The organism is Aphanizomenon sp. CS-733/32 (assembly GCF_028330045.1).
Lineage (GTDB): Bacteria > Cyanobacteriota > Cyanobacteriia > Cyanobacteriales > Nostocaceae > Dolichospermum > Dolichospermum gracile.
The window spans coordinates 43,680-56,431 of sequence record NZ_JAQMSE010000034.1; the positions used below are offsets into that span (position 1 = coordinate 43,680).

At 39.5% G+C, this 12,752-nt stretch carries 10 protein-coding genes and 1 rRNA gene; 3 read left to right on the forward strand and 8 right to left on the reverse strand.

All coding sequences use genetic code 11. The features are described 5' to 3' along the window. Positions 1–166: 166 nt before the first annotated feature. Together uvrC and PN471_RS03150 are read left to right on the forward strand one after the other, a co-directional pair. Complete coding sequence (uvrC, locus tag PN471_RS03145) at positions 167–2,044, forward strand: excinuclease ABC subunit UvrC (protein ID WP_271775627.1); 1,878 nt, start codon at positions 167–169, stop codon at positions 2,042–2,044. Between the two features lie 135 nt (positions 2,045–2,179). Then, entirely contained in the window at positions 2,180–3,463 is a 1,284-nt protein-coding gene (locus tag PN471_RS03150) for a tetratricopeptide repeat protein (RefSeq protein WP_271775628.1), read from the forward strand. A 56-nt stretch (positions 3,464–3,519) separates the two neighbouring features. On the opposite strand, the gene PN471_RS03155 is transcribed toward PN471_RS03150, so the two are convergent. The 4 genes from PN471_RS03155 to PN471_RS03170 form a co-directional block, all read right to left on the reverse strand. Next, on the reverse strand, positions 3,520–4,686 hold the full coding sequence (locus PN471_RS03155; protein ID WP_271775629.1) for a pyridoxal phosphate-dependent aminotransferase: 1,167 nt from the start codon (positions 4,684–4,686) through the stop codon (positions 3,520–3,522). Between the two features lie 626 nt (positions 4,687–5,312). After that, on the reverse strand, positions 5,313–6,698 hold the full coding sequence (locus tag PN471_RS03160; RefSeq protein ID WP_271775630.1) for an aminopeptidase P family protein: 1,386 nt from the start codon (positions 6,696–6,698) through the stop codon (positions 5,313–5,315). A 126-nt stretch (positions 6,699–6,824) separates the two neighbouring features. After that, the gene (locus tag PN471_RS03165) at positions 6,825–7,052 is read right to left on the reverse strand and encodes a hypothetical protein (RefSeq protein WP_271775631.1); all 228 of its coding nucleotides are present in this window, start codon (positions 7,050–7,052) and stop codon (positions 6,825–6,827) included. Positions 7,053–7,276: 224 nt separating this feature from the next. Further along, positions 7,277–9,187: a S8 family peptidase gene (locus PN471_RS03170; protein ID WP_271775632.1), complete on the reverse strand. Its 1,911-nt coding sequence runs from the start codon at positions 9,185–9,187 to the stop codon at positions 7,277–7,279. Positions 9,188–9,350: 163 nt separating this feature from the next. On the opposite strand from PN471_RS03170, the gene PN471_RS03175 reads away from it, so the two are divergent. Then, entirely contained in the window at positions 9,351–9,818 is a 468-nt protein-coding gene (locus PN471_RS03175) for a hypothetical protein (RefSeq protein WP_271775633.1), read from the forward strand. Positions 9,819–9,911: 93 nt separating this feature from the next. Here the strand turns inward: PN471_RS03175 and PN471_RS03180 are convergent, their stop codons facing one another. The 4 genes from PN471_RS03180 to rrf form a co-directional block, all read right to left on the reverse strand. Continuing rightward, entirely contained in the window at positions 9,912–11,087 is a 1,176-nt protein-coding gene (locus PN471_RS03180) for a TRC40/GET3/ArsA family transport-energizing ATPase (RefSeq protein WP_193899525.1), read from the reverse strand. 42 nt (positions 11,088–11,129) lie between these two features. Beyond that, positions 11,130–11,522, reverse strand: a complete 393-nt coding sequence (locus PN471_RS03185) for a DUF2358 domain-containing protein (protein WP_271775634.1) — start codon at positions 11,520–11,522, stop codon at positions 11,130–11,132. 91 nt (positions 11,523–11,613) lie between these two features. Then, positions 11,614–12,117, reverse strand: a complete 504-nt coding sequence (locus PN471_RS03190) for a hypothetical protein (RefSeq protein ID WP_271775635.1) — start codon at positions 12,115–12,117, stop codon at positions 11,614–11,616. A 528-nt stretch (positions 12,118–12,645) separates the two neighbouring features. After that, positions 12,646–12,752, reverse strand: a 5S ribosomal RNA gene (rrf, locus tag PN471_RS03200); the annotation flags it as partial.

Genomic DNA, 12,752 nt, shown 5'->3' on the forward strand with positions numbered 1-12,752 from the left:
GCAGTTATTCGACACACCAGGATTAATGTAAATCTACTTTTATTTCTCTGCATCTTCCTATGGAGTGTGTTTACTTATCTAAGGTTATGATATAGCAGCTATAGTATTTTTAATTTATGGTTTAAAATCAAGACAGGTAAATAGTGAAGTTATATAAAATACATTTGTGACTACATCTGAGCAAATCTTACCACTGTATAAGAACCCAGAACGGTTAGAAAATCGGCTGGGAGAAATTCCCCCAGAACCGGGGGTTTATTTGTTGCGGGATGGCAGCGATCGCCTAATATATATAGGTAAATCTCGTAAATTGCGTTCTCGTGTCCGTTCCTATTTCCGCGACTCCACCAACAAGACGGAACGGATTAACACAATGGTTAAGTTGGTGACAGAAATTGAATTTATTGTCACTGATACCGAAGCTGAAGCATTAGCCCTAGAAGCCAATTTAATTAAGCAGCATCAGCCATATTTTAACGTCTTACTCAAAGATGATAAAAAATATCCTTATCTGTGCATTACTTGGTCAGATGAATATCCGCGCATTTTCATTACCCGCAAACGTCAATTAGGAAAAGCCAAAGATAAATATTACGGTCCTTATACAGATTCCGGTTTATTACGAGAAATTGTCCATTTGTGTAAAAAGATTTTTCCTTTACGACAAAGACCACAACCTTTATTTAAAGATCGTCCCTGTTTAAATTATGATATTGGTCGTTGTCCTGGTGTTTGTCAAAAATTAGTTTCCCCGGTTGAATATGCAAAAATTGTCCAAAAAGTAGCGATGGTTTTTCAAGGCAGAACTCAGGAACTAATTGATATTTTAACAGTACAAATGGAAACAGCAGCAGCAGAATTGAATTTTGAAACTGCGGCAAAAATCCGTGATCAAATTGCAGCTTTAAAATCCCTCCATGCGGCTCAAAAAGTATCCTTACCTGATGATACAGTATCACGAGATGCGATCGCTTTAGCCGCCGATGATCAACACGCCTACATTCAATTATTCCAAATTCGCGCCGGTCAATTAGTGGGACGCTTGGCTTTTGTTGCTGACTCCCACCCTGAACCCGGAGCAATTTTACGACGAGTTTTAGAGGAACATTATCAAACAGCAGAAAGTGTAGAAATTCCCAGCGAGGTCTTAGTACAGCATGATTTACCAGATAGTGAAATTTTGTCCGCTATTCTAACAGAACGCAAAGGCAGAAAAGTGACAATTTTCAATCCTTTGCGACAAAGTAAGGCAGAATTAATAGAAATGGTCGAAAAAAATGCCCAATATGAATTACAAAAAATGCAAAAATTGGGTGATAGTAATTTACAAGCAACCCAAGATATAGCCACCATTCTCGACTTACCAGATTTACCCAAACGCATTGAAGGATATGATATCTCTCATATTCAAGGAACTAATGCAGTAGGTTCTCAAGTCGTATTTATTGATGGTTTACCAGCCAAACAATATTACCGACATTATAAAATTAAAAATCCTGATATCACAATTGGTCATTCCGATGATTTCGCCAGTTTAGCAGAAGTTATTAAGAGAAGATTTCGTAAATATATTGAAGATCCGAAATTAGCAAGATTAGGTAATACTGACTGGCCTGATTTAATTATGATTGATGGTGGTAAAGGTCAACTATCTGCCGTTGTGGGGATTTTAACGGAAATGAATCTATTCGCAGATTTGCGGGTTGTCAGTTTAGCCAAAAAACGAGAAGAAATCTTTTTACCCCACTCATCAAAACCTTTAGAAACAGACTCAGAACAACCAGGAGTCCAGTTATTACGAAGACTGCGAGATGAAGCTCATAGATTTGCTGTCAGTTTTCATCGTCAACAAAGAAGTGATAAACTAAAGCGATCTCATTTGGATGAAATTCCCGGTTTAGGACAAAATCGCCAAAAGTTGCTATTAGCGCATTTTCGCTCTCTTGATTATATTCGTGAAGCTACAACTACACAATTAGCTGAAGTTCCCGGAATTGGTTCACGGTTAGCGCAAGATATTTATGATTATTTCCATCCTGTTTAAATATATTTTTTCAGAGATACGAACCACAGAGGCACAGAGGACACAGAGAGAAGAAAAGTTTCTTAACTGAATTGTATTGAGTCTTGACTCCTGCTGTATTATTGACCACAGTTGTAAATACTATAGTGTTACCAGATGAAAATCAGTCTCTGCATGATTGTAAAAAATGAGGAAACTACTTTGCCAAAATGTTTGGGAAGTGTTAATAATTTTGTTGATGAAATTGTAGTTCTCGATACGGGTTCAACTGACAAAACACCCCAAGTCGCTCAACAATTTGGAGCTAAAGTACATCATTTTCCCTGGAATAATAACTTTAGTTCGGCTCGAAATGAGGCTTTAAAATATGTGACGGGTGATTGGATTTTAGTTTTAGATGCTGATGAAACTTTGACATATGAAATTATCCCCTTACTCAAATCAGTTGTTAGCAAAGAAGAATATCTAGTAATTAATCTAGTCCGTCAAGAAGTTGGTTCAACACAATCACCTTATTCTCTGGTTTCTCGACTATTTCGCAATCATCCAGATATATATTTTGATCGCCCTTATCATGCTTTAATTGATGATAGTGTCACCGCAATTCTCACTCAAGAACCACATTGGCAAATCGGTTATTTACCAGGAGTAGCAATTCTCCATACAGGTTATCAAAAAGCTGTAATTAATGAACAGAATAAATATGCTAAAGCCGCAGCCTCAATGGAAGAGTTTTTTTCCAGTCACCCCAATGATGCTTATGTATGCAGTAAATTGGGAGCTTTGTATATGCAAATGGGGAAAATTAATGGGGGTATGGAGTTATTAAATCGAGGATTAAATCAATTAATTGGTAATCAGGTTAATCAAGAAGAAAAACCATTAAATAAATTGAAAATTTTGCGACCACAGAAAGTTACAGTTGATTTTGATGAAGATATAAATTATGATATTTTATATGAATTGCATTATCATTTAGGAATTGGTTATACAAACTTAAAAGATTTACCTTCAGCTATTTCTCATTATCAAGCTGCGGTAAAATTGCCCATCTATCCCCTTTTGAAATTAGGAGGATACAATAATTTAGGGAATTTATTGAAAAATATCGGCGACTTACCAGAGGCAAAAATTGCTTATGAAACAGCCATAAAAATTGATCCTAATTTTGTAATTGGTTATTATAATTTAGGCATGGTATGTAAAGCTATGGGGTTATTTAGTGAAGCTATTGATGCCTATAATAATGCCATTAATTTGAATCCTGATTATGCAGAAGCTTATCAAAATTTAGGGGTGGTACTGTTGAAAATTGGTGATGTCGAAAATAGTTTAGAGGCTTTTGAATATGCTATTTGTCTGCATGAACTAAATAACCCTGAAGAAGCACAACGACTTCATCAGGGTTTAAAGGAGATGGGTTTGTTGAATAGGGAATAGACAAGCAAATAATATTACCAATTACCAATTATCTATTACCAATCACCAATTACCTATTAAATTTGAGAACGGACAAATTTCTCTAATCTATCCATTCCCTTTTCAATCGTTTCCATATCCGTAGCATAGGAAAGACGAATATTTTTATCAGCACCAAAAGCGACACCGGGAATCAGTGCAACTTGATGGGATTCTAGGATAGCGTTGCAAAATTCCAGGGATTTCAAACCGGTTTTGCTGATATCTGGGAAGAGATAAAAAGCACCGTCTGGTTTAGCTGTACTCAAACCCGGAATGGCGTTGAGTCTTTCAAACATCACCTGACGACGTTTAGCAAAAGCTTGACGCATTTCCTCTACACAGTCTTGGGAACTTTCCAAAGCAGCGATCGCTCCATATTGAGCAAAAGTACACACATTTGATGTACTATGTCCTTGGATGGTGCTGGCGGCTTTGATAATTTCCACAGGTCCGGCTAAATAACCCAAACGCCAACCAGTCATAGAATAACCCTTAGCGAAACCGCTACTGATTAAGGTGCGAGAAAAGATTTCCTCACCTAAAGAACCTATGCTGATATGTTCTGCACCATCATAGAGAATCTTTTCATAAATCTCGTCAGAGACAACATAAATATCCGCATCAACTATTACCTTAGCCAAAGCTTTGATTTCCTCTGGCGTATATACCATCCCTGTGGGGTTAGAAGGGGAGTTAAGGACAAATAACTTTGTTTTTGGGGTAATAGCTTTTTTTAGCTGTTCTGGGGTGATTTTGTAGCCAGTGGAAGCATCTGTTTCCACAATCACTGACTTACCACCAACTAATGTCACCATTTCGGGATAACTTAACCAGTAGGGTGAGGGAATAATCACCTCATCACCCGGGTCAATTAATGCCACAATCAAATTATACAGAGAATGCTTACCGCCATTGGTGACAAGGATGTTCTCCGCCTTATAATTAAGACCATTATCATGTTTTAGCTTGTGTGCGATCGCTTCCCGTAATTTTGGTTCACCAGCGGCCGGACCATACTTGGTTTTACCTTCATCTAAAGCCTTTGCGGCTGCGGCTTTGATATGCTCTGGGGTGTCAAAATCCGGTTCACCTGCGCTAAAACTACAAACATCTATCCCCTCGGCTTTCATAGCCTTAGCTTTAGCTGCGATGGCTAAGGTGATGGAGGGTGTTACCTGACTTACTCTTGCTGCCAGCTTCATTCTACTTTAATTTCGCCAATATCCTTTCTATCTAAGGATATCCCAGAATCATATCCGATATTTGCCCTTTCTAAATTCTTTTCTCACCAAGCTGGGGACAATTTAATTTTCTTCCAGACTTGACAAGGCGAAAATCTTGGTTTACACTTATGTTAAGAGTAGAAATCTATTCGCGCATATATATAGGGTTGTGGATTGTCAGAATCAGGATGTACAGGATTTTGGGATTTACAGAATGTTGGTTTGCGGTGGAGATTTTTACTTTTTCCATGATTCTTCATGTCAAGACTTGACAAGATGCGATAATTGGATTATGCTTATGTTACGAGTAGGAATCTGTTCGCGCATATATAGTAAACTTTTGGATTGTCTGAATCAGGATTTACAGGATTTTAGGATGTACAGGATTGTGATATTATCATTACCTAAACTATCCTGATATGGCTACGCCACGCTTCGCCCCAATCCTGGATATCCTGAGTCAGACAATATGTGGACATTTAACACCCGGATTAAAGGATTGTTGAATTATTGACAATATTCCCAATAATCATGAGAATAGACCCCTGTTTATTGATAAAAATCTTTTTTGCCAAAATCCCATACAAATAACTTATATTATCCTCTCAATGTAGGTACAAATAATTGGCATTTAATAAATCTTCGATCGCACTGGCTTGAGTTGGTAATGCGGCGGTTAAAACTTCACTCCCTGATTCTGTAACTAAGACATCATCTTCTATGCGCATACCTCGCACATCTGCAAATTGTTCTAAACGTTCCCAATTGACTAAATATTGATATTGAGACCGAGTTTTTGGATCATTTAAAATTGCCGGAACTTGATAAAATCCTGGTTCAATTGTGACTAACATCCCTGGACGTAAGGGACGATTTAATCGTAAATAACTTAAACCAAAACGGCTACTTCTGCTTCTGCCCTGATCATAACCGGCGATGTCTCCCAAATCTTCCATATCATGAACATCTAAACCTAAAAGATGTCCAATTCCGTGAGGAAAAAATAAAGCATGAAGATCCATTTTTACTAAATCTTCTGGTTTACCTTGCAAAATTCCTAAATCTACTAAACCTTCAGCAATTATAGTGGCTGCTAATAGATGAATTTCTGCATATTCTACACCAGGGGCGATGTTTTGAATACAAGCATCATGGGCAGCTAAAACAATATCATAAATGTCTTTTTGGGTTGATGAAAACTTACCAGAAACAGGCCAAGTGCGGGTAATATCAGCCGCCCAACCTGTCTGGGTTTCCGCACCCACGTCGGCTAAAAGTAAATCTCCTGGTTGCAAGGAGTGGTAATAATGATTATTGTGTAAAACTTCACCATGAACTGTAACAATACTGGTGTAAGCAGTGGTCATGTTCTGAGCCATAATCACTGCTTCCATTGCGGCACGGACTTCTGATTCTTGTTTAGCTGAAGATGTTGCTGCCATTCCTGCCTTGTGTGCTGTGACACTCACGACCGCTGCTTTACGTAATTCTATCAATGCTGCCGCATCATGGGTAAGCCGCAGAGAAACAATGGCTTGCGCTAGTTCTAAATCAATGCCTTCCAGTTGAGTTTTTGGTAAAATGAATCTATCTAAAAGTTGGGTTTGCTGTGTCCAAGTAGTTGCATCTTGTACTGGCAAGGTCGCCACGTTTTCTAAGTAATTTGCTAATTCTGCCATTGTTTTGGCTTCATCTGCGCCTATTTTGGCGGCGATTTCTTCACGATTTGGGGTTTCTCCATGCCAGAGGGCACTACTGGGGTGGGGGTCATCTATAAATAGTTGTAGCTTGCCACTTTCTAGGCGAATGGCGGCGTTTTCGAGAGAAATTCCGGCGAAGTAAAGGAAATGGCTATTGGCGCGGTGGGGGAAGGTATTAGCGGGGAAGTTGCGGGGACTGCTACTACCTGACCAGAGAACGGCGGGTAAGTCTATGATTTCTGCGAGTTTTTGGCGACGGTGACGGAGAATTTCTGGGAGGTTTGTGTGCATAGGAGAATTAGATTTGGGTTTCGAGCAAAGGCGCAAAGGCGCACTGAGGTTTGAGTTTTAAAGGTTCAATTTGGGAATTTCATACCTCAATATGGCTACGCCACGCAGGATATCAGCAACACTAAATTATGTTATTACTTCAAAGGAATGAATTTCTAAAACAGAACCAATCATTGCTGCTGTCATTAAGTCTTCTCGGATTTTTCCGGTAATTTTGGCTTTTTGTCCGGCTTTGAGTAAGGTTTTATCGGCACTTTTAGGGATTTCGTAGGTAACACCATCTTCGGTTACGAAAGCCCAAGCACCAAGTCCAATATTTCGACGTTCGATAGTACCAGTGGTTGTAATAGTCATTTGTCGGTTGTTAGGTAAGAGGCAAGAGGTAAGAGGCAAGAGGCAAGAGGCAAGAGGTAAGAGGTAAGAGGCAAGAGATAAGAGGGAATATATAAAACTTTTTTCCCAATTACCAATTACCAATTACCCATTACCCATTACCCAATTACAGCGATTTCCAATCATATAAGGTACATCTTAGCCCCCTCATCGCTTGCGGGGAGGGGTTGGGGGTGGGGTTTTTGTTACGGGTTTGATGACAATTTGCTGTAAGCTATTTGTCCGTCTTTTTTTAATGCTAACCGGGTTAGTCCGTAGCAAAGTAAAGCATTGACGAGGAGGAAGATTCTGGCTAGGTTGCTATTTCCTAAACCCCAAACGGCAGGATCATAAACAGCGCTAACTGTGAGGAAAGCTGTCATTCCTAAAGTTACACCAATGGCAAACCATTTCCCAGTGGGATGTCCTAAAAATAAGGCTATTAACACAAAGGGAATTAAGACGCTGGCAAAAAGCGGATTTAGTGCGTCTGTTCCCTGTAAGGTGTTGCCTAATTCGGGAATGGAACTACCTAAAATTCGGAAAGGCCATTGGGGAAGATCAAAGATATAAAATCCTTTGAGGAAGAATAAACCAGAACTGCCGAAAATTAAACCGCCAGATAGAGACCAACTCCAAGCGAAGGGGAAGTAGGTTCGTAAAAACCAAGCCAGGAGATAAGAACCTACTACCATAAATATTTTAGGGACTAAAGCGATCGCTCCGCCATCTATCCAAAAGCCAGGATTTAGATAGCCTTGTTCTCGCAACCACCGGAAAAAGTCGGGAACACTAATGATACCGTCGCTGGCTAGTTTAACTGCTGCTTCGGCGTTGAGTTGTCCAGCCCCATAATAGTTCAAACCGTCGTCTTGAATGACTCTAGCTGACTGTTGGAGAACTTGCAAAATTTCGTCGGGTTCTTTGATTCCCAAGGCTTTGATTAATGCTGCTACACCCGCAACGTGGGGAGAAGCCATACTTGTGCCTTGGAGTCCGAGAAATACGCCTTCACCTTGTTCATTGATAGTTTCTTGGAGAATTGTCCCGGTTTCACTCCCTCCAGGGGCAGAAATATCTACACCTGCACCATAGTTAGAATAGGATGCCCTTTCACCGTCTGGTCCAAAGGCGGAAACACCGATAACATGATCATAACGGGCGGGATAGCTCACGCCGTTGGTGTCTTCATTGCCGGCGGCGGCGATAATGGTTACACCTTTGTTGTGGGCGTATTTAATAGCATCTTCCATGAGTTGGCTGGCACCACCACCACCTAAGCTCATGTTAATGATGTCTGCACCGTTATCAGCCGCAAATTTGATGGCTTCGGCAATGTCGGCTACTGTTCCTGAACCGTCGGCATTTAAGACTTTTAAGGGCATCAGACTGGCTTCATAAGCCACTCCAGCGACACCATAGGCGTTATTGGTGGCTTGGGCGACTGTGCCGGCGACGTGAGTTCCGTGTCCGTTATCGTCTTTGGCTGCTTCTGTATCGTTAACAAAATCGTAGCCTTTGACAAATTTAGTTTCATATAAATCGCGGACTTGGGTAATGCCTGTATCAATGACGGCAACGGTGATACCACTACCTTTACTCCGTGTCCAAGCCGCTTCTATACCAATTTTGCGTAAGTTCCACTGTTTGCTGTAATACTGATCATTAGGACCAATTAGGGAAGAATTTGGTTCTTCGTTTTGAGGTGCTAACAGTTCTCCTAACCAAGTGGCTTTTCCTTCGGGAACGATTTTATAAATGTAATTTGGTTCAATAAATTCTGTAACTTTGGCAAAGGGAGATTTTCGTAAATCTGTGAGTCGTTGGCGATAGCTGCCCTCTCTTCGAGACGCTCCGCGAACGCCGGAGGCACCGCCTTTGATAATATATACATGATCCGCCTCTGAATATTTATTATCCAATTGGGGGGTAACATGATATTGTAGAGCGATCGCTTGTAAATTCTCTTGAATGACACTTTCTGCAATATCTTCCCGAAAATTGAGCAAAATCGTCTCAAACTCACCTTTCGCTGCTAATCCCTGAAAATTCAGAAACCCAAATACAGCCGTGGTCAGTCCAATCACAAACAAGCACAATAATATAAGTTTTTTCATCACCGCTTCTTGTCAGTTTGCTCACTACCATAACTCATATAGTAGGTAACAGGGAATGGGGAAGAGAAAATAAGTATCAAGATGATGCAGCTTTATTGTAAAATATAGCGATCGCCTTCATGAAATTAACGACGCTCCTCTCAAAGAGGCATTACGAATTATTATGGAACGTGGTCTTTTCTGGTTGCCTTTGTTAGTAGCATTTTTCTGGTTAGCTTGGCAAGGTTCACAGGAATTTAAAAAACTTCAAGCTTATCAAATTTGGGCAGAACAATTTGAACGGACGAAATATGATATTTATGCAGTATTAGCTCAAAAAGGCAATGATATCACTTGGGGAAAACCGACCACAAAAGGACCCATTGAATTAGAAACTTTTTCCTTATTGGACGTTCAAGAAATCCGCTTTTTAGTCAATGATTATGTAGTAGATATAGAAAATCCTCCCCAAAAAGGTCGCAAAATCGAATTAGACTTTTTATTAACTACTCCTAAATCAATTCGTGTTCCGTTTACAGAAGTTCCCCTAGCCGCAGAATGGGGTAAATTTTTGCAAAGGACATTGCAGAATTTACAGATAGGAACAGCTTACAACAGGAGTCAGGAGTCAGGAGTCAGGAGTCAGGAGTAAAACTGTCTTTGTGTATAGGTTTCAACAGAGATTTTGTACCTCTTAACCACGCAACCGCCTGTAGGGGCGGGGTTCCCCCGCCCTCAGTTGTATTTATTCAGCGAAACGAATTTTCAGATAATCATCTTCCATTTTCGCTCCCGCTGGTTGCAGCGCAGCTAAAGCTTGAGGTAATACTAAATTACGGCGATGATTGCCAATAGTAATATTTAACTCATCTCCGGTTTTACTTAATTGCACTTGGCTTTTGGGAATATTCGGTAAATAGAGTTCTAAACTGTATTGGTTATTCTCTTGGACAACTCTGAGAGTAGTTTCTTTATAATAAACCTGAGTTGGATCTTCATCTTTGTAAAGAGTTTCTTTCAATCTTTCCAAAGCTGCCAAACCACACAATTCTTCAGAGTATAGAGGTACTTCTTTCACTGGCAAAGGTAAGAAATTATCATGAATTTCTTGACGATATTGTTCTTGATTTTCCTTCCACCTTTGGAAAAATGGATCTGTCACCTCTTGAGGAATAATCCGGTTAGCAATCACTAAATCTGTTGCTACATTATACAAACTCAAATAGGCATGAGCGCGAAGAGATTCTTTAATTACCATTTTTTCAGGATTGGTTACTAGACGCACAGAAGTTTGAGTATTGTCAGTTAAAACCTTTTCCAAAGCTTCGATTTGCTCATAAAATTCATAGGGTGCGTCCATTACTTCCTTATCCGGTAAAGAAAAACCAGCAATAGGTTTAAAAAGAGGTTCTACCAGTGGTCTAAGGGCAACGGAAATATTTTGAAACGGTTTGTAGAAACGACGCATATACCAACCGCCAACTTCAGGCAAACTTAACAGCCGTAATGCAGTACCAGTAGGGGCAGAGTCAATAATTAAAACATCATATTCTCCGTCATCATAATGACGTTTCATTCTCACCAGTCCGAAAATTTCATCCATACCCGGTAAGATTGCTAATTCTTCCGCTTGTATGCCGTCCAAACCCCTGGCTTGTAAAACTTGGGTAATGTAGCGTTTCACAGCCCCCCAATTACCTTCTAATTCTTGCAGGGCATCTAATTCTGCCCCCCACAAATTAGGACGAACGAGACGGGCATCATGGCCTAATTCTACGTCAAAGCTGTCTGCAAGGGAATGGGCAGGGTCTGTACTTAAAACTAATGTCCTATAGCCGAGTTCCGCACAACGGAGTCCAGTGGCTGCGGCAACGGAGGTTTTACCCACGCCACCTTTCCCTGTCATTAAAATTACTCGCATCAATTATTCCTTATGCCTGGATTTTATTTACATTTATTTACATTATGATGGTTTTTTCCCAGAAATGAAATGCTGCTTAATTACATCCAAGCGAGAACAGTGCCAATAATCAATATGGGAAACAATTAAACCCTGGGCATTCAGACGTAATTCACTCCAACCAGAAACCGAAATATAGGGTTTCCAGGGTAATGGTGAGTTCCAACTCATTGTCCATTCAGTTTTAATAATTTCTTCCTGAGATTGGATGTGATGTAAATCTAGTTTGAGATTGAAGAAAAAAGTTTGAATGAATTTAATCATCCATTTATAAAGTTCAAGTCCCCGAAACTTGAAAACAGCATCTTGAAAATAAACATCGTCGGCATAAATGCTGTAAGTTTGATTTTCAGGAAATCTAGCATAATCGGCTTTGATGGTTTCAATAATATTCATAAATTAACAGCAGTCAGGAGTCACAGAAGGAGGAGTCAGGAGTTAGGAGAAAGAAGGAGTCAGGAGTTAGAACAGAATGAATTCTTCTTTATTACTGATTTACAAAATTACCAAGTACAGTTTGTAGCTTGACTCTGGCACAATCTCTTTCTTCTAGAGGTAAACAGGATAAAGCAAATTCAAACTCATCTATCTTTTCAGTTAAGGCATTGACCAATTCTTGTTTACCTTCTTGTAGGCTAAGTTCGGATTTGCCTAGATCAATTTCTATGGATTCTAAAGATCCTAAAGTTCCTAAAATTAAACTATTTTTGCCATTTTGTTCTAAATCAAGTTGATCTTCTAATTCAGGGTTAATCATTTTTGATTTAGTAATTTCTAAAATCTCTTCAGTTGTACATTCTAAATCAGTTTGGGCTGCTCTTAATAGTTGTGCTGCTTCTTTCAGCTTTTCATTTGCTAGTTCTTCCATAATTTTTTTCTTCTCTAAAAGTAAAGATAATTCTTTTTGAGCATCTAATAATTCTTGTTGCTGTTCGGCGATTTTAGCGGTTTGGTTTTTGATTTGATTTTGAATTTGTGCAAGTGTCATCATCAGGATTCCTTAAAGATTAATCGAGTATGTTTCGTGCATTTTTTCTCTTGTTGCTGTTTGTTATTTATTCACCGGTTAGAGATTTTTGATCATCTTTCCCTCATCAGGAATTTGGTATATTGCGCTGTCGCTAACACACCCTACGGATCTTTTTAATCATCAAACCGGATGTCTATATTTGTTTCATAAGGGATAGAGCCTGAAAGCCACGTTGAAACAAGAGGTGCTTATGAGGCTTGAGCTTGATTAAGTTTAGAGCTAAATCAGCCCATAATTCCATGCCATAAATTCATAGTTGTCCGTAGAGCATTTGTCACAAGTTAAGAAGAAGCCCTGAACAATTTTTCTTCCAAACTCCTTGAAAATATCGAGTCACATTTTTATTTTTCACTCTGATATTTTTCAGTATTTATACTTATTTACATAATTGCTTCTATCTTAACTTGTGACCAATGATCAGGTACTTAATAACCAAAACAAAAACCGCCTCTAAGTAAATAGAGGGGGTGATGTGGTTGTAAAAAATAAACCTGGCATCGAGCTATTTTGACGTGGGGCTACCCCCAAACTATCGTCGCCGCAGCAGCGTTTCACCTCTGAGTTCGGGAAGGGATCAGTGTGGTTCCACCGCGCCG